Below are 20,424 nucleotides of genomic sequence, written 5' to 3'. Positions count from 1 at the left end.
TGAGCTGCCAGAGTACACAGAAGAAGACGCGCTAGCGGATGCGATAGCCGAGCCTCAAGAAGCGGCGTCAGAGCCTGTTGCTCAAGAAAGTTTTGAAGCGATTGACGAGCAATCCTTACCTGAATTCGGTGAAGAAGATGCACTTGCTTCAATTAACGAACCAGCACTAGAAACAGATCAACAGCCGCTTTTAGAAGATGATGACGCAGACCAATTGCAGAGTGTTTCAAAACAGGAGTTTGATGAGAAAGCCTTAAAAGATTGGCTAGATGAGGAAAGTGTATCTTCTGCGCCATTCTCTTTTGATCGACCATTAGATGCTCGTACCATTGATAGTGCTGGTATGAATATTGATGCAATGTTAGAGGTAGGCGGTGAAGATTGGAACGGTTTTAATTTAACGCCAGATCAACAAGCTTCCATCCCAGATGACGTGCCTGAAGAAGAGCTTGCCGTTTGGAACGATGAGATCCAAACCGACGAGCCTCAAATTCTTGATGAAAACTGGGGAATTCAAGATGAACTCGATGATTTTGAAGCCCAAAAGAGCCAGTACATGACCATCGATGAGCTAATGGCTCAAGTTGAGGGTGAAGAGGGGATCAGCCCTGAAGATGAAGAACTCAAGTTAGATGTTGGTTTAAGTGAATTTCCGGATGTGATTGGTGACATTGGTGATATCGATGTAGACAATAACTCTGAGGCGGCGGGTAAGCTTGACCTCGCCAAAATTTACATCGAGATGAACGATGATAAAGGGGCGATAAAACTGTTAGAGGAAGCCATTGTTGATGGTAGTGATGATATTCGACGAGAAGCGAAATCCTTGATTGACAGCATTAATCGCCGAGCTTAAAAACAAACGAGGCCGTGAATATACGGCCTCGTTGTTATTGAATAGCCTTTTCTGACTTGCAGATGACCTGAACTTCACATTGAAAGTTGTCGGGGTAGATGGCTTGTCGATTAGAATTTTTTTTTGATTGCGATTATACTGCCCGACCCATTTTCAAAGAGAATCAGATGATGAGAATCGCTTTAGGTATTGAGTACAATGGTTCTCAATACTATGGTTGGCAGCGACAACGTGACGTTAAAAGTGTCCAAGAAGAATTAGAAAAAGCACTCACAGTTGTGGCGAACCATCCGGTTGAAGTATTGTGTGCGGGGCGCACCGATGCAGGGGTTCACGGCACAGGGCAGGTGATACATTTTGATACTACGGCTTGCCGAAAAATGGTCGCTTGGACAATGGGTGTCAATGCTCATTTACCAAAAGATATCGCTGTTCGTTGGGCAACTGAGGTTTCAAGCGATTTTCACGCTCGCTTTTCGGCTACAGCACGCCGTTATCGCTACATCATTTATAATCATGCTTATCGCCCTGGCATATTATCTTCAGGTGTCAGTCATTATCATGGCGATTTAGACGTTGAGAAAATGCAGCAAGCAGGGCAGCTTTTATTGGGCGAAAATGATTTCACCTCTTTTCGCGCTGTGCATTGTCAATCTAATAGTCCTTGGCGAAACGTCATGCATTTGAATGTGACTCGCCATGGCCACTATGTCGTCATCGACATTAAAGCCAACGCCTTTGTCCATCATATGGTGAGAAATATCACTGGTAGCCTCATTGTCGTCGGCCGGGGTGAGCAGCCTCCCGAATGGATAAAATGGCTGCTTGAAGCCAAAGATAGAAAACTGGCGGGTGCAACAGCCAAAGCGGAAGGATTATATTTAGTTGCTGTTGATTATCCAGAAGAATTTTCTTTACCAAAAGAGTCGCTTGGGCCGCTATTTTTAGCTGATAATTTGAACTAATAACGCGTAAAGTGTCCAAAACAGAGTCGTGACGTGTGTGGAAATGACAGCCAGAAAATAGGTACAACCAGTTTTTTGTCTACACTAAGCATTTTATATGTTTTAATCCTCACGCATAAATCCCAAATTTGTATCTCTCGCAATCACGCGAGAGAGTTAAGAGTAAAGGTCTTCCATGAGTTGGCTTGAAAAGATTTTAGAAAAAAGCAATATCGTAACTTCGCGTAAAGCATCCATCCCTGAAGGGGTTTGGACTAAATGTACTTCTTGTGAGCAAGTGTTATATCACGCTGAGCTTGAGCGTAACTTGGAAGTGTGTCCTAAATGTGATCATCACATGCGCATGAAAGCACGTCGCCGCTTAGAGACTTTTCTTGATGAACAGAATCGTGTCGAGATTGGTGACGAGTTAGAGCCGCAAGATAAACTCAAGTTTAAAGACTCAAAACGTTATAAAGAACGCCTTTCAGCCGCTCAAAAAAGCAGTGGTGAGAAAGACGCTCTTGTGGTGATGCAAGGCGAACTATTGGGTATGCCTTTGGTTGCTTGTGCTTTTGAGTTTTCTTTCATGGGTGGTTCAATGGGGTCTGTAGTTGGTGCGCGTTTCGTACGAGCTGTTGATGCCGCTATAGAAAACAACTGTGGTTTGGTTTGCTTTTCTGCCAGCGGCGGCGCGCGTATGCAAGAAGCGTTAATGTCATTGATGCAGATGGCAAAAACCAGTGCGGCGCTTGAACGTTTATCAAGCAAAGGCTTACCTTATATCTCAGTGATGACGGACCCTACCATGGGTGGCGTATCGGCAAGTTTAGCGATGCTTGGTGACATCAATATTGGTGAACCTAAAGCACTGATTGGTTTTGCAGGTCGTCGAGTTATCGAACAAACGGTACGTGAAGATCTACCTGAAGGTTTCCAACGCAGCGAATTCCTAATTGAGCATGGTGCGATTGATATGATTGTCGATCGCCGTGAAATGCGTCAACGCGTAGGTGGATTGATCGCTAAATTGACCAATCACAGCTCACCATTGGTCGTTTCTGTTGACGATTCACCGACTGAACCTGATTACGCTGTACCAGAAGCGCACGAAAAAGGGTAAAGTAGGCACTAACACACTAACTGCTTAATGGTTATAAACGTTAGATGACTCAAAACCTTATCCCACAAGCCACATCCTCTCTTGCGATGTGGCTTGATTATTTAGCGAATATTCATACCTCCGCTATCGACCTTGGCTTGGATCGTGTTCAAGCTGTGGCTCAAAAAGCGAATCTTATTAAACCTGCACCTACCGTAATTACCGTGGCTGGAACGAATGGCAAAGGCTCGACCTGTGCATTAATGGAAGCCATTTTATTGGATGCAGGTTATCGCGTGGGCGTTTATAGCTCACCTCATCTTATCCGTTATAACGAACGCGTGCGTATTAATGCGCTTGAGCTCAGCGATGAGCTGCATACGCAAGCCTTCGCTTTTGTTGAAGCGCAACGGGGTGACATCAGTTTAAGCCTATTTGAGTTCGGTACATTGGCGGCGCTGCGTTTATTTCAAACGCAAGCGGTGGATGTCATTTTATTGGAAGTTGGGCTAGGTGGCCGACTTGATGCGACCAATATCGTGGATCACGATGTTTCTGTGATCACCAGCTTGGCGATTGATCACGTGGATTGGCTCGGCGATGACATCAATGTTATTGGCTATGAGAAAGCGGGGATTTATCGCGCAGGTAAACCCGCCATTTGCGGCCAGCCTAAGCCACCACCAACGGTTGCAGCGCATGCCGATGATATTGGTGCGGAGATGTACCAAGTCGGTATTCAGTTTTCCTATGAACTGACCTCTGAAACAACGTGGAATTGGCGAAGTGGTCCATTTGAGTTATCTGATTTACCGCTCCCTCGCTTGCCTTTGCCTAATGCGGCTACGGCATTAATGGCACTCGGCTGCTCCGGTTTGGCTGTGAGTGATGTCAATATCGTCAATGGGCTGAGCAACGCAACACTTGCTGGGCGGATGCAAAAAATCAGTGATAGCCCAGAAATCATTCTTGATGTTGCACATAATCCCCATTCGGCTGAATATTTGGTGGCGCAGCTCAAACAGCGTTACGCACACAAAAAGGTCCATGTAGTGATTGGCATGCTGCATGATAAAGATGTGAAGGCCACGCTTCATCAACTGAAATCAATCGCTAACCTTTGGTATCCTGCTTCATTAAGTGGCCCTAGAGCCGCGCAAGCGAGTGAACTGTGTCAGTACCTTGAGCCTGGCGTTAAACCTTTTGCTAACCCAGTCAGCGCTTTTGAAGCCGCGATGACACAAGCCGATAGCAATGATGTCATTATCGTGGTTGGGTCGTTTCATACTGTGGGTGAAGTATTAGAGCACTGGCAGAACAAAGGAGTATAAATGGCAAGTAAGTTTCAGAGCCGCTTGGTAGGAACAATTATATTGGTGGCGATAGGGGTGATAGTGTTGCCTGATGTATTAGATGGCAAAAAGACTCACTACAAAGAAGATATTGCCAGCATCCCAATTAAGCCTGAATTAGACAGCGACGTAGAGAAGTTTGAAATTCTCGACCCCGTTGAAGATCAAGTCGCGTTGCCCGATTCGCCTGTTGAAGTGATCGCACAAACTAACCAGAGCGACGCAGCAACGCAGAGCAAGCCACTCACTGTGAAAGTGAAAGAAACGGCGGAAAGAAATGATTACCAAGATAGTGCTTGGCTCATTCAGTTGATGGCATTAAAGAATGCCGAAAACGCAAAAACCGTGGTTAAAGATCTGCAAAAACGGGGTTATCAAGCTCATACTAAGCAAGAAAATGGCTTCACTCGGATCATTATTGGCCCAGATGTTTCCAAAACCAAGCTTGAGCGTCAACTCTTAGAACTGGAAAAAATTACCGGTGCAAAAGGTCAATTGCTCAAATTTAAACCACTAAACCCATAAGAAAACGTTTGCGTCGCGTTTTTTTCTGTTAAAATGCGCGCCAACTTAAGATGTAGAACTCATGAATTGGTTAGATATTGTCATTTTAAGTGTGATCGGCCTATCGGCATTGATCAGTTTAGTCCGTGGCTTTGCTAAAGAAGCGTTGTCATTAGTGATATGGTTCGGTGCATTTTTTATTGCCAGCCAATACTACGCAAAACTTGCGGTGTATTTTTCAAATATCAAAGATGACATGTTTCGTAATGGCGCGGCCATCGCAGTACTGTTTGTTGCAACACTCATTGTCGGAGCGATCATTAACTATGTGATTGCTCAATTGGTACAAAAAACGGGCCTATCTGGAACTGATCGGGTACTGGGCATTGTTTTTGGAGCATTGCGTGGTGTGTTGATTGTTTCAGCTGCCTTGTTTTTTATGGATGCGTTTACCGCATTTCCAAATTCAGAGTGGTGGAAGAGCTCGCAATTGGTACCGGAATTTAGCCGTATCATTGCGCCGTTCTTTGAGCACTTACAAGCAACATCAAGTTTTCTCTCTGGCGCGATTTAGCGCCAGTTACTGTCGCAAATCGAGGATCAGGACATGTGTGGTATTGTTGGAATCGTGGGTACAACGCTGGTAAACCAGTCAATTTATGACGCGTTAACGGTATTGCAGCATCGTGGCCAAGATGCCGCTGGTATTTGTACCATAGAAAGCAATCGTTTCCGTCTGCGTAAGGCGAACGGTTTAGTGAAAGATGTCTTTGAAGCAAAACACATGCAGCGTCTTCAAGGAACGGTGGGTATTGGACATGTGCGTTATCCTACTGCGGGTAGTTCGAGTGCCTCAGAAGCTCAACCTTTCTACGTTAACTCCCCGTTCGGTATCACGCTTGCTCATAACGGCAACCTCACCAATGCCAACGAAGTACGCCAGAAGTTGTTTGAAAAAGATCGTCGCCATATCAATACCACTTCAGATTCCGAAGTGCTGCTTAACGTCTTGGCGCATGAAATTGATACAGTCAGAGGCAATGTAACCGCAGAAGATGTGTTTCGTGCTGTCGCCAATGTACATCGCACCATTCGCGGTGCTTATGCTGTTGTCGCGATGATCATTGGGCATGGGATGATCGCGTTTCGTGACCCGCATGGTATTCGTCCTATCTGCTTAGGTAAACGTGAAGTCGATGGCCGTACTGAATATATGGCCGCTTCTGAGTCGGTGGCGCTAGATGCTGTCGGCTTTGATTTTGTGCGTGACCTTGCCCCCGGGGAAGCGGTGTATGCGACCTTTGATGGCCAGCTATTTACTAAACAATGTGCCGATAACCCAACACTTAACCCATGCATTTTTGAATTTGTCTACTTCGCCCGACCAGATTCGTTTATCGACAAAATTTCGGTTTACAGCGCGCGCGTAGAAATGGGTAAAAAGTTGGGTGAGCGCATCAAGAACGAATTTGCTGACTTAGATATTGATGTTGTGATCCCCATTCCTGAGACTTCGTGCGATATCGCATTGCAAATTGCACAAGCGATTGATATTCCATATCGCCAAGGTTTTGTCAAAAACCGCTACGTTGGCCGCACATTTATTATGCCGGGCCAGCAACAGCGTAAAAAGTCGGTGCGCCGTAAACTCAATGCGATTCGTTCTGAATTTAAGGGCAAAAACGTGTTGCTAGTGGATGACTCGATAGTGCGTGGAACTACGTCAGAGCAAATTATTGAGATGGCTCGTGATTCTGGTGCAAACAAGGTGTACATGGTGTCAGCCGCGCCTGAGATCCGTTTCCCTAACGTCTATGGCATTGATATGCCAAGTGCTAACGAGTTGATTGCTCATGGTCGAGATGCCGATGAAATTGCGCAGCGAATTGGCGCAGATGCTCTGATTTTCCAAAATCTGGAAGATTTAGTCGATGCCGTTGGTATGGGTAACCGCGATATTGCAAAATTTGAAGCGTCGGTATTTAACGGCGAATATGTCACGGGCGATATTGATCAGCAGTATCTTGATTTTCTTGAATCGATGCGTAGCGACGATGCAAAAACGGTTCGAGAAATCCAGCAAGATCTCGCCAACCTAGAGATTCATAACGAAGGCGCGTAATCGAGCGCATCTCCCCAAATAGGCTGCAAAGAAAAAGGCTTCTATCTAGGAAGCCTTTTTTGTGCTCGTTAACAGGGTTCGACTAAAGGATCATTGCTGCAATCCAGCCAAACACAATCAGTGGAATATTATAATGGATGAAGGTTGGAACCACCGTTTCCCAAATATGTTCGTGCTGGCCATCCGCATTTAGGCCTGACGTTGGCCCCAAGGTGGAATCTGACGCTGGAGAGCCAGCATCGCCTAACGCAGCAGCGGTACCCACTAGCGCAATGGTCGCCATAGGCGAAAAGCCAAAGGCGAGGGCAAGGGGCACGTAAATGGTTGCGATGATTGGAATCGTTGAGAAGGATGAACCAATGCCCATAGTGACCAACAAACCGACGATCAGCATTAATAAAGCCGATAACGCTTTGTTGTCGCCAATGCTTACTGATAAGGCTTCGACGAGCGACTCAACGCCACCGGTGGCTTTCATCACGGCGGCAAATCCGGCCGCTGAAATCATAATAAAGCCAATCATTGCCATCATATGTACACCTTTGGTGAACACATCGTGTGTCTCTTTCCACGCAATCACACCACCAAAAGTGAAGACCATAAAACCAGCCAGTGCGCCGATGATCATTGAACCTGTGGACAGTTGCACGGCAAGTGCCGTGATAATACCGAGCGCGGCAATCAAAATATGTTTTTTGTTGATCGCTTTTGGTTCGGTATTAATGACAGTATGTTCCGTCTCTTTATACTGGCGAGGTTTACGATAGGTAAAGAAAATGGCGACCAGTAAGCCAAAAATCATCCCAGCGGCTGGTAGCAGCATTGCTATTGGCACTTGGCTTGCCGTTACGTTTTCAAGGCCATTATCGCGTAAATTCTTGAGCAAGATGTTATTGAGGAAAATCCCACCAAAGCCGACAGGCAAGACCATATAGGGCGTGATAAGGCCAAAAGTGAGCACGCAAGCAATCAGGCGACGGTCAAGCTTCAGCTTGGCAAAGACGCCCAATAGCGGTGGAATTAAAATCGGAATAAAGGCGATATGGACAGGAATGATATTTTGCGATGACATGGTAACTAGAACCAGCGCGACCAGAACTGCATACTTCAAACCTGTGGTGGCCGCGCCATGCTCTTTGCCATGGATACGCTTAATCACGTTTTGCGCCAGTAAGTCAGTAATACCAGATTTAGAAATCGCGACGGCAAAGGTGCCTAGCATCGCATAACTTAGTGCGATGGTTGCACCACCGCCTAAGCCACTTTCAAATGCAGAAACAGCGTCATTTAAACTCATCCCTGCAACTAAACCACCGACGATCGCACTGAATGTCAGTGCGACGACGACATTGACCCGCATCAGCGCAAGAAGCAGCATGATGCATACAGAAATTACTACAGGATTCATATATTTCTCGGTTAGTTGTGTTTACTTGTTATTGTTTTCTGAAGGTTCAACAAGTGGCCATCCGCCAAGGGCCTTCCATTTGTTGACGATACCGCAAAAAAGTTCGGCTGTTTTTTGCGTATCGTATAGCGCTGAATGCGCTTCTCTATTATCAAATTCCATCCCAGCGGATTTGCACGCTTTGGCTAAAACGGTTTGGCCATAAGCTAAACCACTTAGCGCGGCGGTATCAAAAGTCGCAAAAGGGTGGAAAGGGACTCGTTTTAGCTTGCAGCGTTCACTGGCTGCCATCACGAAATTCAAGTCAAAGGTAGCATTGTGCGCCACCATGATCGCGCGGCTACAGTCATTGTCGCGTTGCTCTTTTCGGACTAGCTTATAAATTTCTTTGAGTGCTTCGGCTTCGCTGACGGCACCGCGTAATGGGCTAAATGGGTCACGAATGCCATTAAACTCAAGCGCCTCTTTTTCAAGGTTGGCACCTTCAAAAGGCTCAACATGAAAGTGAATCGTCGATGCTGGGTGCAGATCACCTTGTTCATCCATACGCAACGTAATCGCGCAGATTTCTAATAGTGCATCGGTCTTTGCATTGAAACCGGCTGTTTCGACGTCGATGACGACGGGAAAATAACCGCGGAAACGCTTTTTCAGTGTCAATGCTTCATTTACTTCAGTCATGCTAGCTCTTGGTTGTGTGACAGGGCTGGCATTATTACAGATTCTTTCTACGATAAAAACCAAACACGTTAATAAATGCAGGTTTCACTATGCGTTGGATAGTGCGGTGATGTGGCTAGATTTTTGCATTAACTTAGTCAATAGAAAGCGAAGCGGCAATTTTCCGCCATCGTTGTAGTATCGCTCGGAGAATAAAATCGTTATGAATAAATGGGTTACTGCCACTATTGTGATGACCAGCATACTGACATCCTTTGCCCCTATGGCGATGGATAAGCGTTATGTGGCAACACCACAGCAGTCTACGTGGCAGATGGTGACGAATACCCCTTTAGAGTGCCGTTTGGTCCATCCGATCCCCAATTACGGTGACGCTGAATTCTCTTCACGTGCGAATAAGAAGATTAACCTCGATTTCGAACTCAAAATGCGTCGTCCAATGGGCGAAACTCGCAATGTAAGTTTAGTGTCATTACCACCGAGTTGGCGTCCGGGTGAGAGTGCAGACCGTATTACCAATTTGCAATTCTTCAAACAGTTCGATGGTTACATCGGTGGCCAAACCGCTTGGAGCCTACTCAGTGAATTGGAAAAAGGACGCTATCCAACCTTTAGCTACCAAGATTGGCAAAGCCGAGATCAGCGCATTGAAGTGGCTCTCTCGTCGGTTCTTTTTCAAGAGAAGTACAACGTGTTTAGCGATTGTGTAAGCAATTTGCTGACGTACAGTTTTGAAGATATCTCATTTACGATTCTGCATTACGACCGCGATAATGTGCAACTCAATAAAGCTTCGCAAAAACGGCTTGCGCAAATTGCCGACTATATTCGCTATAACCAAGATATTGATTTGGTGCTGGTTTCTACCTATACCGACTCTGTTGATAGTCGAGGAGTGAGTCAGGATCTTTCTGAGCGTAGGGCTGAGGTATTAAGAGATTACTTTAAATCACTGGGGTTACCTGAGGATCGCATTCAAGTGCAAGGCTATGGTAAACGCAGGCCGATTGCCGACAACGCATCACCCATCGGCAAAGATAAAAACCGTCGTGTGGTTATTTCACTGGGTCGAACAATTATCTAATAACGTTAGAGTAAAAAAGCAGCCCATTTCAAAGGCTGCTTTTTGTGATGTTATCCGGGAAACCTTACGCATCTAGTTTATATAACTAGCCGATGCCGCAAAGAGGCTTATCCTTCTAAACCTGCTGATGCTTGTTTGTTTTGGATAAGTTCAATCATGTAACCATCAGGATCTTTCACAAAAGCGATATGCGTGGTGCCACCTTTTACTGGGCCAGCTTCACGGGTCACATTACCTCCAGCCGCTTTAATCGCGTCACAGGTGGTATACACATCTTCAACACCAATGGCGATGTGGCCAAAAGCATTGCCTAGGTCATAGCTTGTGGTGTCCCAGTTATAGGTCAGTTCGATCACCGCACCCTGAGATTCATCGCCATAACCCAGAAATGCCAATGTGTATTTGTATTCTGTATTTTCATTAGTACGAAGCAGTTGCATACCCATGACCTTGGTGTAAAACGCGATCGATTTTTCTAAATCGCCTACGCGTAGCATGGTGTGCAAAATACGACTATTTGACATGTTGAGCTCCTAACTTTCTGATGAAATATCTATCCCCACCCGACCACTGTGGCGATGATGTTGGCTTACGTTCACCCACTCCAATCACAGAGTTTATCTATGTTCAAAGGAATTCGTTTACTTACTGCCTACTTGCAGAGTTGAGTCTTTTGGGGATCTGGTTAAATTTTATAGGTCAGTTTTATCAGAGAATTCGCAAAGATCTTCAATGATACAACTGCCACAACGCGGCTTTCTTGCGACACAGGTGTAGCGACCATGTAAGATCAACCAGTGATGAACATCAACTTTGAATTCTTTAGGGACGACTTTGAGCAGCTTTTGTTCCACTTCATCAACGTTTTTACCCACCGCAAACTTGGTTCGATTTGAAACACGGAAAATATGCGTGTCAACGGCGATGGTTGGCCACCCGAAAGCGGTGTTCAATACCACATTGGCCGTTTTTCTGCCAACGCCGGGCAGCGATTCTAATGCTTCACGGCTCTCTGGCACTTCTCCTGCGTATTGATCCAATAAGATACGGCAAGTTTTGATGACGTTTTCTGCTTTGGAATTGAATAAACCAATGGTTTTGATGTATTGCTTTAGCCCATCAACGCCAAGCTCAAAGATGGCTTGTGGCGTATTAGCAATAGGGTAAAGCTTGTCAGTGGCCTTATTAACGCTGACGTCAGTCGCTTGAGCGGAAAGCAGTACTGAGATCAGTAACTCAAACGGTGTGCTCCATTTAAGCTCGGTTTCTGGCTTCGGGTTATTGGCCCGTAAACGCTCGAGGATTTCGACTCGTTTGACATTATTCATCGTTTGGAAAACTTCCTTATGATTTCGCTAAGCGTTAGTGACGCGTGCTCGTTCTATGACGGGCTTTTGTTCTTTAGGTTGGCGAGCAGCCAGATTTTTATCGATGATATTTTTAGCTGCAATCAAAAAGCCAACACCAATAAACGCTCCAGGCGGCAAGAGCACAAGCAAGAAGCTGTTGTCAAAATGGAAGACCTCAATGCGTAAAATGGTTGCCCAATGACCCAGTAATAAATCAGCACCATCAAACAGTGTACCATTGCCAATTACTTCACGCAGTGCGCCCAAAATGACCAGAATAGTGGTCATTCCCATGCCCATCCAAAATCCATCTTGTGCTGAAGGCAACACCGCATTTTTTGAGGCAAATGCTTCGGCGCGACCGATGATGATACAGTTGGTCACAATCAGAGGAATGAAGATCCCTAGCGATAGGTACAGGCCGTAAGCGTAGGCATTCATTAACAGTTGTACGCAAGTTACTAGTGCGGCGATGATCATCACAAACACAGGAATACGAACTTCTTTGGGGACATAATCTCGTACTAATGAGATGGTGACATTTGAACAGACGAGAACCAGCAATGTCGCAACGCCTAAACCTAGCGCATTCGTGACAGTGGAAGAAACCGCTAGTAAAGGGCACAGTCCAAGTTGTTGAACGAGCGCAGGGTTGTTGCTCCACATCCCGTTTTTAATCAGTGTTTTATGATCACTCATTGCTGGCTCCTTTACAGTCAAAAGGTTGTGCTAATAGTGCTTCTCGATGTTGATTCACAAACTGAGCGGTATTTTTCACCGCTTTGACGACGGCTCGCGGCGTAATCGTCGCTCCAGTAAACTGATCAAATTGTCCCCCATCTTTGCGCACTTTCCAAGTCTCGATATTTTGCTCAGTGACTTGCTTGCCAGTAAAGCTCAATATCCAATCAGTGACGCGTAAATCTATTTTGTCACCTAACCCCGGTGTTTCTTGATGAGACAGAACGCGAGTCCCTGTGATGGTGCCATCGTGCTTGATGCCAATAATTACCTTGATCGCGCCGTTATAGCCATCAGGTGCGATGGCTTCAATAGCCAGTCCACTCGGTTCACCGTTTTGTGTGGCAATATAAGCGTGCATAGGTTGGTCTGTACCAAGTGCAGGATCAGTCACCAGTGTACAGGATTTGTACAGTTCGTTGTCGTGCAAACTGTGCGGGATCACTTGGTTTAAAATCGATTGCAGTTGAATCTGCTCTTGCTTGGTTATTTGATCTTTTGTTAGGTATTGGGTTAACGCTACAACACCTGTTGAAGCACAGGCAAAGATAGCGAGAATCAAACCGTTATTGCGAATGGCGGTTAACATAGCGCTCCTTAATGCCCGTAGGTTCGAGGTTTAGTGTAGTAATCAATCAGTGGGACACACATGTTGGCAAGTAATACAGCGAAGGCTACCCCGTCAGGGAAGCCCCCCCAACTGCGGATAATGAAAATCATCATGCCAATAAATGCGCCGTAAATTAAGCGACCTTTGACGGTTGTGGAAGCGGTGACTGGATCGGTTGCGATGAAAAAAGCGCCGAGCATAGTCGCGCCCGAGAGCAAATGAAACAAGGGTGAGGCGGTTGCTCCCGGTTCAATAAGCGCAGTGAAAGCACTTGCCATTACTAAACCACACAGCACCGCAATCGGGATATGCCAGTTGATCACACGTAGTTTGATCAATAATAAGCCGCCAGCTAAATAGGCAAGGTTAACCCATTCCCAGCCAAGCCCAGCTAACCCACTAAATTGAGGCTGGCTCATCGCTTCATGCAGAGTCTCACCGTTATGTAATCCGGTTTTTACAGCGTCCAATGGGGTGGCCATGGTGACACCATCGATACCCGTTCGGATTTGTTGTAGTGATAAACCTTCTACGTTGAAGCCACTGAAAATAAGTGAAAATGCATCACTAAACGAGATTGGATCCGGGGCTAATTCCGTTGGAGCAATCCAACTGGTCATCTGCACAGGGAAAGAGATAAGCAAAACCACATAAGCAATCATGGCGGGGTTGAATGGGTTTTGTCCTAGTCCGCCGTATAAGTGTTTTGCAATAATGATGGCAAAAATAAGGCCAATAAAGATAACCCACCAAGGGGACATCGGAGGAATGGCAATGGCCAGAAGCCAAGCGGTGACCACGGCGCTGTAATCTTTGATTGCCAACAGTGGTGAGCGCTTACGCAGTAGCATAACGGCAGATTCAAAAGCCAAAGCGATGATGATAGCGAGCATCAGTTGAATGAGAGTACCCCAACCAAAGAAGTAGCTTTGCGCGATAAGCCCCGGTAAGGCGCACAAGGCGACCCACTTCATCAGTTCTGATGTGCTGCGTTTGCTGTGTGCATGGGGGGAGCTGGCAATAAAAAAGGCCACTAATTATTCTCCTCAGAATTATGATTGTTTTTCGCTTGTGCCGTTTGCTGCTCTGCCTTGCGCGCTTTGGCGCGGGCAATGGCGGCAGCGACTGCCGCTTTTTTGGCATCCTCAGATTGAGTAGGCGCAGGTTCCAGCGTTGGCTGAGGTTCACTTGGCGCCGTTTGCTGCTCTGCCTTGCGCGCTTTTGCGCGAGCAATGGCGGCAGCGACTGCCGCTTTTTTGGCATCCTCAGGTTGAGTAGGTGCAGGTTCAAGCGTTGGCTGAGGCTCACTCGGCGCCGTTTGCTGTTCTGCTTTGCGCGCTTTGGCGCGAGCAATGGCAGCAGCGACTGCCGCTTTTTTTGCATCCTCAGGTTGAGTAGGTGCAGGTTCAAGCGTTGGCTGGGGTTCACTTGGCGCCGTTTGCTGCTCTGCCTTGCGTGCTTTCGCTCGGGCAATGGCAGCCGCGACTGCCGCTTTTTTATCATCACCAGTTTCTGCTGGTGGCGCATCAGCACTGGTTTGCTGCGCTTTTTTCTCGCGAGCTTGACGTTTGCGCTCTTCGCGCAATTTAACCATTTCAGCGTTATCTGGCTCGACTTGACCTGCTTGCAGTGCTTCGGCTTGCTTGGCTTTAGCGCGAGCAATAGCCGCAGCAACGGCGGGTTTTACGGTGCTTGGGTTGTTTTCTGTTTGTGCTTTTTGCGCTTGAACGCGAGCAATGGCCGCTGCAATCGCATCGTCGCCGCCTGTGTGTTTTATCTCTTGACGACGTTCATCGGCTGCTTTTTTGAAACGATTCTCGCGATCGGCTTTATCGCGTTCTAAACGTGCTTTTTTCTCTTCGAAACGTACTCTGGCACGTTCAGCGGCTTCTGATTCTTGCTGGCGAGTTTTTATCTCAGCCTTGGCTTGACGATAGTATTGCACCAATGGAATTTCACTGGGGCAAACATAAGCACAAGCCCCGCACTCAATGCAATCTTTGAGGTTTAGTTCTTCACACTTATCATATTCTTCCGCTTTCGCGTGCCAGAACAGTTGCTGAGGTAATAAGGAGGCCGGGCAGGCTTCCGCGCACTGACCACAGCGAATGCAGGCCATTTCATGTTGTGAAGAGGCAATCTCTTTACGAGTGGGTGCCAGAATGCAGTTGGTGGTTTTGGTGATCGGAACTTGTGAATGAGGCAGGGTGAACCCCATCATCGGGCCGCCCATGATAAGACGCGGTAATTTTTTATCTGCCTTATAGCCAAATTGTTCGAGTAAATATTGTACGGGTGTGCCTAATAAAACCCAGACATTCCGGGGCTGTTTAAACGTATTGCCCGTTAAGGTGACTACGCGGTTAATCAGGGGTTCGCCATCCATGACGGCGCGTTTAATCGCGTAGATAGAGCCAACATTTTGTACCATCAAGCCAATATCGGCTGGAATTTTACCCGCAGGCACTTCTTGGTTGGTCAGCAATTTAATTAACTGCTTTTCACCACCTGAAGGGTATTTGGTTGGGATCACGCGGATCACGATGTCTTTATGTATTGCGGCGGCTTCTAACGCTTGAATTGCTTCTGGTTTGTTATCTTCAATACCGATGATGGTTAATTTGGGCTTAAGAATGTGCTCTACAATACTGATCCCATCGATGACCTCTGCTGCATGGTGCTGCATGAGTACATCATCGGCTGTGATGTAAGGTTCACATTCGGCGGCGTTGATGATCAAAATATCAGTGCGAGCGAGGCCTGATTGCATTTTTTTTGCAGTAGGAAAACCGGCGCCGCCCAACCCAGAGATGCCAGCTTGACGAATGATTTCAATCAATTGCTCTGGGGAGTGTTGTCGATAATCAGCCAGTGGTGCGCGCACTGCCCACTCATCTTGTTGATCTGGCGTGATGACAATACACATTTCACTTAACCCAGAAGGGTGCGCCGTGGTGCGCGGTTCAATGGCGGTAATGATGCCAGAGGTTGAAGCGTGTACAGGCAACATGAAGGTTGAGGTGTATTGTGTTAGTGGTTGGCCTTTGAGTACTTTATCGCCAACGCTGACCAATAAATCACCGGCTCGGCCAATATGCTGTTTGAGTGGCAATACAATTTCTTGCGGTATACCTGCATGAGTCAGTGCCGTTTGATTTGACTGCTGTTTATTTTCTGGCGGGTGAATGCCTCCCGGGAAGTTCCAGAGAGTGCCAGCTTTGATTTGTTCTATTAATGACAACATACCAATCCTTAATTCACGCTTTTCTGCGCACGTGAGGCAGAGTCGGTAACATCAACAACAGGAATCGCGTTCATTTGCCACTTCCAAGTATCGGTCGTAGTTTCTACCGGGATCATTTCAATACAGTCCGTTGGGCAGGGGGCAACACATAGATCACAGCCAGTACATTCTGACTTGATCACGGTATGCAGAGCCTTAGTTCCACCAACAATGGCATCTACGGGACAAGCTTGAATGCATTTTGTACAACCGATGCACATATCTTCATGAATGAAGGCAACGGTTTTGACCTTATTATCAAGATCATGCGCAGACTCTTCGGCTTCAACGCCCATTAAGTCAGCCAATTTTTCAATGGTTGCTTGGCCGCCGGGCGGGCATTTATTGATTTTATCGCCATTGGCAATGGCTTGTGCATAAGGGCGACAGCCCGGATAGCCACATTGACCGCATTGTGTCTGCGGTAAAATCGCATCAATCTGATCGACGATAGGATCGGCTTCTACTTTAAAGCGGATAGAGGCAAAACCTAAGATAGCGCCAAACACAGCGGCCAATGCGACAAGTGCAAGAATAGCGATGAGTATTGTGCTCATATTACAACTTCACCAATCCTGTAAAACCCATGAAGGCGAGTGACATAAGACCTGCGGTTATCATAGCAATTGATGCGCCTTTGAAGGGCGTTGGTACGTCGGCTACGCCGATGCGTTCGCGCATGGAAGCAAACAGAATCAATACCAATGAGAACCCAACCGCGGCACCAAAACCATAAATAATGGATTGAATGAAGTTATGATTTTCGTTGATGTTGAGAAGCGCAACCCCAAGTACCGCACAGTTGGTGGTGATAAGAGGAAGGAAAATCCCGAGCAGGCGATATAACGTTGGGCTGGTTTTGTGTACCACCATTTCGGTGAACTGCACCACCACGGCGATCACTAAAATAAAGCTCATGGTGCGTAAGTACTCAATACCTAATGGTTTAAGAACATAGCTTTCTACTAAATACGCACACACTGACGCTAGAGTTAGCACGAAAGTCGTCGCTAACCCCATCCCTATTGCGGTTTCTAATTTTTTTGATACGCCCATGAAAGGACATAGCCCTAGAAACTTTACCAGTACAAAGTTATTGACCAGTACAGTGCCGATTAATAACAAAAAATATTCGGTCATAGTTATATAAGTCTTAAGTTCCGATCTGGTGATTATCGTGCTTTGCCAAGCGAATAACAACCAAGGAAAGATAAGGTTTTATACCTTTGACGGAATTTTGTACGCTGCTACGCCAGTATTAGGTTGATATGGGGCGTTATAAAGCAGTGTCAGCAGGCTATTTTTTATGTGTCGAAAAATGGGCTTGACTTAAATAACACCAAGTCAGTACATACTCACTGTCAGGCCAGTGGTAACCAACGCTGATTGTGTATGATGGATTTAAAAAAGGATGAAGATCAGTGTGAATCTGAAAAATGAGTCGTTTGGCGTGTTTGTCAACGTGGATCAGTTCTACCACGTGAAAATCAAGAACCTGTTCAACCCATGGATAAATGGCTTTATAAATCGATTCCTTCGCGGAAAAAATCAGCGTAATAAAGCTCGCTAATTGGGCAAAGTGATGAGCAAAAATGTGCTCTGCGGGTGTCATTACTTGCTGGCGAATATCACAGAGCCATTCATCTCGTATGAGTTGTTCAATATCAATACCAAGAGCGGCACACGCTTGAGTCTGGTGAGTGGCGGCTGCGATAGCGTAGCCATGGCAATGAGATATTGAGCCTACGATATTTTGCGGCCAAACCGCTTGATTCCCCTTGCCAATCTCCAACGTTAGCGACTGTGATTGATCCAGTTTGGTTAGGCAGTGTTTTGCACACATCCTGCCAGCTAAAAATTCACAATGGCGTTTTAGCACGGCTTGGTTTAAAGAAGAGGGCAGGGAGATCCCTTGCTCTTCAAGTTTATTTTTGTATTCAGGTAGATACTTCACTTCAAGCTGGTGGTATTGGATGAAAGACGACCAGTTTGGAATGATGAGCATGCCTATTTTACCTATCGAGTGAGTGAACTTGTTCGATGCGTCGCCTGCGTGGCGACGTTTATCTAAGATTGAGTGAAAAATCACTCCCCCAGTCAAAAACAAAGTGTTGATGTCTAGGAGAGTGAGTCAGAGTTACTAACTAGAACTGGTAATCAGCAACTATGCCAAAGGTGCGTGGACCGCCGACTTCGTAGAGATCACTTTTCTGGCGAATCACGTACTCTTCATCAGTGACGTTTTTCACGTAAGCGCGAATCGTCAAATCGTTGAGAGTGTAACCTGCATTCAGATTCAACACGGTGTAATCGCCAGCCGTTTTACTCTCTGTGTTGGCTAAATCGGTATAGTAATCGGAAACGTGGTTAACACGAGCACCAAAAAATAGACCAGAATCTAAGTGTTGAGTAAAGCCCGCACCTGCAGACAGTTTAGGAGCGTAACTGAACTCATTGCCTGAGAGATTGGTAGAGGTACCGGTTGGTCCTTCGCTGATGTCTGTTTTAAGAAGACCGACAAACGCAAACAGGTCGAGCCCAGAATCAAACCAGTAAGAGGCTTCAACTTCCGTACCGTAAGTTTTCCCTTTCGGTATATTGGTGATATAGGTGTCGAAGCGTTTGCCGCTCTCACCAGAGACCGAAGTTTGATAATTTTTGTAGTCGTTGTAGAACAGGTTAGCAGTCAGATCCAGCTTGTCATCCAGGAAGCTTGAACGAGAACTTAGCTCGTAGCTCCAGACTTTTTCTTGTTCAAAAACAAAAACTTCTTCTTTGTACTCGTTATAGCCTAATCCACCGGCATTGTAGCCTTTACGGGCCGTAAGACCGAGGGTGGAGTGATCTGAGACATCAAGTAATAGACCAATCTTAGGCAATAGGATGCCGTCATCTTCATCGGCTTTAAAATCGAGTGGTAGGGTAGCGTGATCGAAATCTCGCTTCAGTTCATCTCTTTCATAACGTGCACCTAATAATAGCTGCCAGCGATTATCCAAACGAATTCTTGAATCAAAGTAGATTGAGTTGGTTAAAACTTCATCTTTACGTTTTAATGAATCTGTTTCGGTGTATTGATCTTTGAAGAAGCTGGCTAGGCCTAGAATCGCATTGTACTTTCCATCAACTGATTGATATGTAAGCTTTGCTTCTGCGGTGTAGTTATCTTCATCCACATCACCATACCAATTAGTTTGAGGGTAAGCTTTGAACTTGGTGGTGTAGTTACGATGGGCGACTAAAATATCCGTTGTCAGTTCATCATTAATCACATAATTGACGTCTAGGTTGATATTCCAGCTTTTGGTTTCTTGGCGACGCGTGCCACTTTTGCTATGTAGTTCAAGTGTGCCCGGCTTGGTAACGAAGTTGGTGTATTGCCCCTCTTCATTACGGCTACCAACCGTTAGCTTGGCTGTTAGCTTGTCATTTCCTTGAGGTTTCCACAATAATTTACCACGGACATTATAGGATTCGAGCTCGGAAGGATCCCAAGGGTACTGATCGCCGTTAGGCAGAGAGTAATCGATAGGGGTATTGCCTTTGGTACCTTCGGCGGCAAGACGAAACGCTAAAGTATCTTCAACCAGAGGTGCCGACACGACCCCTGCGAGATGATATTTACTGTCTTCATTTTCATAACCAGCGCGAACTTTACCCTCACGGTGGAACGTTGGATCCTTAGTTTTGATCACAACCGCACCGGCAATACTATTGCGGCCTTGGTTGGTGGATTGTGGCCCTTTATAGACTTCCACTTGTTCTGTATCCCACAGTCCAGCTTTGCCAAACGCTTCTCCAGACCAAGATTCAGACACGCCGTCTACCGTTGTATTGACGCGAGGTGTTGCGCCTGTCATGAAGGTAAGAAAACCTTCGCCAGGGCCACGTCCATCGACCCCACGAATGTGTGGAATGCCCGACGGTGCATTGAGTACGTTTGGTACGCGGTCGAGCAGATCGTAGTAATCTCGGCTTTCACCATCATCCACTTCATCGGTGAATAGGGTGAGCGAACTGGTGTTTTCGGCCAGTGTTCCTCCCAATTTCTCACCCACCACAACCACAGTATCTTGCTTTCTCTGCGGCTCTTTTTTTTCGAGCTGTTCCGCGACAACATTTGCGCTAGTACTCACGCAGAGGATGCCAATCAATGTGGCGAGTTGAGTCTTATTGATATTTCTGACTGCCTTACTACTACCGTTATTCATATCCATGGGCTTCATGACCTAAAAGTTCCTTAATAGAAAAAATGATGTTACTGCAACCATTATCAAATCAACTGTTGCTGGTTGTAATGTTAATGATAATTGTTATTATTTGCAATATCATCAATGCGGTTTTATGCTACTTGGTTTCTATGTTTCAAAAATACTAGGCTTGATATG

At 46.1% G+C, this 20,424-nt stretch carries 20 protein-coding genes; 8 read left to right on the top strand and 12 right to left on the bottom strand.

Translation table 11 applies throughout. The annotated features are described in order from the left end of the window. From EXZ60_RS16050 to purF, 7 genes are all read left to right on the top strand, one after another. A partial coding sequence (locus EXZ60_RS16050) for a FimV/HubP family polar landmark protein (protein ID WP_277435953.1) occupies positions 1-856 on the top strand: 856 nt, incomplete at its 5' end. Between the two features lie 170 nt (positions 857-1,026). Continuing rightward, positions 1,027-1,821 (top strand): tRNA pseudouridine(38-40) synthase TruA, encoded by a 795-nt coding sequence (gene truA / locus EXZ60_RS16045; RefSeq protein WP_277435955.1) that lies wholly within the window; start codon positions 1,027-1,029, stop codon positions 1,819-1,821. Between the two features lie 175 nt (positions 1,822-1,996). Then, positions 1,997-2,923, top strand: coding sequence for an acetyl-CoA carboxylase, carboxyltransferase subunit beta (accD, locus tag EXZ60_RS16040; RefSeq protein ID WP_017043471.1), 927 nt, complete (start codon positions 1,997-1,999; stop codon positions 2,921-2,923). A gap of 44 nt (positions 2,924-2,967) precedes the next feature. Then, positions 2,968-4,233 (top strand): bifunctional tetrahydrofolate synthase/dihydrofolate synthase, encoded by a 1,266-nt coding sequence (folC, locus tag EXZ60_RS16035; protein ID WP_019282276.1) that lies wholly within the window; start codon positions 2,968-2,970, stop codon positions 4,231-4,233. Continuing rightward, entirely contained in the window at positions 4,234-4,779 is a 546-nt protein-coding gene (locus EXZ60_RS16030; RefSeq protein WP_013857291.1) for an SPOR domain-containing protein, read from the top strand. It begins immediately after the preceding gene. A gap of 61 nt (positions 4,780-4,840) precedes the next feature. Beyond that, positions 4,841-5,332 carry a CvpA family protein gene (locus EXZ60_RS16025; protein WP_019282275.1) on the top strand — a complete coding sequence of 164 codons (492 nt, stop codon included), beginning with the start codon at positions 4,841-4,843 and terminating at the stop codon, positions 5,330-5,332. A 33-nt stretch (positions 5,333-5,365) separates the two neighbouring features. After that, on the top strand, positions 5,366-6,880 hold the full coding sequence (purF, locus tag EXZ60_RS16020) for an amidophosphoribosyltransferase (protein WP_013857289.1): 1,515 nt from the start codon (positions 5,366-5,368) through the stop codon (positions 6,878-6,880). Between the two features lie 82 nt (positions 6,881-6,962). Here the strand turns inward: purF and EXZ60_RS16015 are convergent, their stop codons facing one another. Together EXZ60_RS16015 and rnt are read right to left on the bottom strand one after the other, a co-directional pair. Beyond that, the gene (locus tag EXZ60_RS16015) at positions 6,963-8,288 is read right to left on the bottom strand and encodes a Na+/H+ antiporter family protein (RefSeq protein ID WP_194567596.1); all 1,326 of its coding nucleotides are present in this window, start codon (positions 8,286-8,288) and stop codon (positions 6,963-6,965) included. Between the two features lie 21 nt (positions 8,289-8,309). Beyond that, a complete protein-coding gene (gene rnt / locus EXZ60_RS16010) occupies positions 8,310-8,969 on the bottom strand; it encodes a ribonuclease T (protein WP_088732095.1) in 660 nt (219 codons plus the stop codon). Positions 8,970-9,171: 202 nt separating this feature from the next. On the opposite strand from rnt, the gene EXZ60_RS16005 reads away from it, so the two are divergent. Next, entirely contained in the window at positions 9,172-10,053 is an 882-nt protein-coding gene (locus EXZ60_RS16005) for an OmpA family protein (protein ID WP_013857286.1), read from the top strand. A 107-nt stretch (positions 10,054-10,160) separates the two neighbouring features. On the opposite strand, the gene gloA is transcribed toward EXZ60_RS16005, so the two are convergent. The 10 genes from gloA to fvtA form a co-directional block, all read right to left on the bottom strand. Then, positions 10,161-10,577, bottom strand: coding sequence for a lactoylglutathione lyase (gene gloA, locus EXZ60_RS16000; RefSeq protein ID WP_194575347.1), 417 nt, complete (start codon positions 10,575-10,577; stop codon positions 10,161-10,163). A 168-nt stretch (positions 10,578-10,745) separates the two neighbouring features. Further along, positions 10,746-11,381, bottom strand: coding sequence for an endonuclease III (gene nth / locus EXZ60_RS15995; protein WP_010318469.1), 636 nt, complete (start codon positions 11,379-11,381; stop codon positions 10,746-10,748). 27 nt (positions 11,382-11,408) lie between these two features. After that, the gene (locus tag EXZ60_RS15990) at positions 11,409-12,101 is read right to left on the bottom strand and encodes an electron transport complex subunit E (RefSeq protein WP_277435952.1); all 693 of its coding nucleotides are present in this window, start codon (positions 12,099-12,101) and stop codon (positions 11,409-11,411) included. Continuing rightward, on the bottom strand, positions 12,094-12,732 hold the full coding sequence (rsxG, locus tag EXZ60_RS15985; protein WP_013857283.1) for an electron transport complex subunit RsxG: 639 nt from the start codon (positions 12,730-12,732) through the stop codon (positions 12,094-12,096). Before rsxG ends, EXZ60_RS15990 begins: the two co-directional genes overlap by 8 nt. Before the next feature lie 8 nt (positions 12,733-12,740). After that, entirely contained in the window at positions 12,741-13,787 is a 1,047-nt protein-coding gene (gene rsxD, locus EXZ60_RS15980) for an electron transport complex subunit RsxD (RefSeq protein ID WP_013857282.1), read from the bottom strand. Then, on the bottom strand, positions 13,787-15,997 hold the full coding sequence (rsxC, locus tag EXZ60_RS15975) for an electron transport complex subunit RsxC (RefSeq protein ID WP_277435951.1): 2,211 nt from the start codon (positions 15,995-15,997) through the stop codon (positions 13,787-13,789). Before rsxC ends, rsxD begins: the two co-directional genes overlap by 1 nt. An 8-nt stretch (positions 15,998-16,005) precedes the next feature. Beyond that, positions 16,006-16,593 carry an electron transport complex subunit RsxB gene (gene rsxB, locus EXZ60_RS15970; protein ID WP_013857280.1) on the bottom strand — a complete coding sequence of 196 codons (588 nt, stop codon included), beginning with the start codon at positions 16,591-16,593 and terminating at the stop codon, positions 16,006-16,008. Between the two features lies 1 nt (position 16,594). Next, a complete protein-coding gene (gene rsxA / locus EXZ60_RS15965) occupies positions 16,595-17,176 on the bottom strand; it encodes an electron transport complex subunit RsxA (RefSeq protein WP_010318463.1) in 582 nt (193 codons plus the stop codon). A gap of 157 nt (positions 17,177-17,333) precedes the next feature. Next, positions 17,334-18,125 (bottom strand): 4'-phosphopantetheinyl transferase superfamily protein, encoded by a 792-nt coding sequence (locus tag EXZ60_RS15960; protein WP_241809098.1) that lies wholly within the window; start codon positions 18,123-18,125, stop codon positions 17,334-17,336. 55 nt (positions 18,126-18,180) lie between these two features. Next, a complete protein-coding gene (gene fvtA / locus EXZ60_RS15955; protein WP_277435950.1) occupies positions 18,181-20,262 on the bottom strand; it encodes a TonB-dependent siderophore vanchrobactin receptor FvtA in 2,082 nt (693 codons plus the stop codon). Positions 20,263-20,424 lie beyond the last annotated feature (162 nt).

Source organism: Vibrio sp. 1151_11 (assembly GCF_029478525.1).
GTDB lineage: Bacteria > Pseudomonadota > Gammaproteobacteria > Enterobacterales > Vibrionaceae > Vibrio > Vibrio anguillarum.
The sequence above is the reverse complement of the archived record's forward strand: the minus strand, read 5'-3'. Positions and strand labels throughout refer to the sequence as shown.

Bases quoted from the DNA above. Each gene is read 5' to 3' on its own strand.
- EXZ60_RS15990 (WP_277435952.1), bottom strand. From the start codon at position 12,101: ATGAGTGATCATAAAACACTGATTAAAAACGGGATGTGGAGCAACAAC.
- rsxB (WP_013857280.1), bottom strand. From the start codon at position 16,593: ATGAGCACAATACTCATCGCTATTCTTGCACTTGTCGCATTGGCCGCT.
- truA (WP_277435955.1), top strand. From the start codon at position 1,027: ATGAGAATCGCTTTAGGTATTGAGTACAATGGTTCTCAATACTATGGT.
- folC (WP_019282276.1), top strand. From the start codon at position 2,968: ATGACTCAAAACCTTATCCCACAAGCCACATCCTCTCTTGCGATGTGG.
- EXZ60_RS16025 (WP_019282275.1), top strand. From the start codon at position 4,841: ATGAATTGGTTAGATATTGTCATTTTAAGTGTGATCGGCCTATCGGCA.
- EXZ60_RS16005 (WP_013857286.1), top strand. From the start codon at position 9,172: ATGAATAAATGGGTTACTGCCACTATTGTGATGACCAGCATACTGACA.
- rsxA (WP_010318463.1), bottom strand. From the start codon at position 17,176: ATGACCGAATATTTTTTGTTATTAATCGGCACTGTACTGGTCAATAAC.
- rnt (WP_088732095.1), bottom strand. From the start codon at position 8,969: ATGACTGAAGTAAATGAAGCATTGACACTGAAAAAGCGTTTCCGCGGT.
- accD (WP_017043471.1), top strand. From the start codon at position 1,997: ATGAGTTGGCTTGAAAAGATTTTAGAAAAAAGCAATATCGTAACTTCG.
- purF (WP_013857289.1), top strand. From the start codon at position 5,366: ATGTGTGGTATTGTTGGAATCGTGGGTACAACGCTGGTAAACCAGTCA.
- EXZ60_RS16015 (WP_194567596.1), bottom strand. From the start codon at position 8,288: ATGAATCCTGTAGTAATTTCTGTATGCATCATGCTGCTTCTTGCGCTG.
- fvtA (WP_277435950.1), bottom strand. From the start codon at position 20,262: ATGAAGCCCATGGATATGAATAACGGTAGTAGTAAGGCAGTCAGAAAT.
- rsxG (WP_013857283.1), bottom strand. From the start codon at position 12,732: ATGTTAACCGCCATTCGCAATAACGGTTTGATTCTCGCTATCTTTGCC.
- gloA (WP_194575347.1), bottom strand. From the start codon at position 10,577: ATGTCAAATAGTCGTATTTTGCACACCATGCTACGCGTAGGCGATTTA.
- rsxC (WP_277435951.1), bottom strand. From the start codon at position 15,997: ATGTTGTCATTAATAGAACAAATCAAAGCTGGCACTCTCTGGAACTTC.
- EXZ60_RS16030 (WP_013857291.1), top strand. From the start codon at position 4,234: ATGGCAAGTAAGTTTCAGAGCCGCTTGGTAGGAACAATTATATTGGTG.
- nth (WP_010318469.1), bottom strand. From the start codon at position 11,381: ATGAATAATGTCAAACGAGTCGAAATCCTCGAGCGTTTACGGGCCAAT.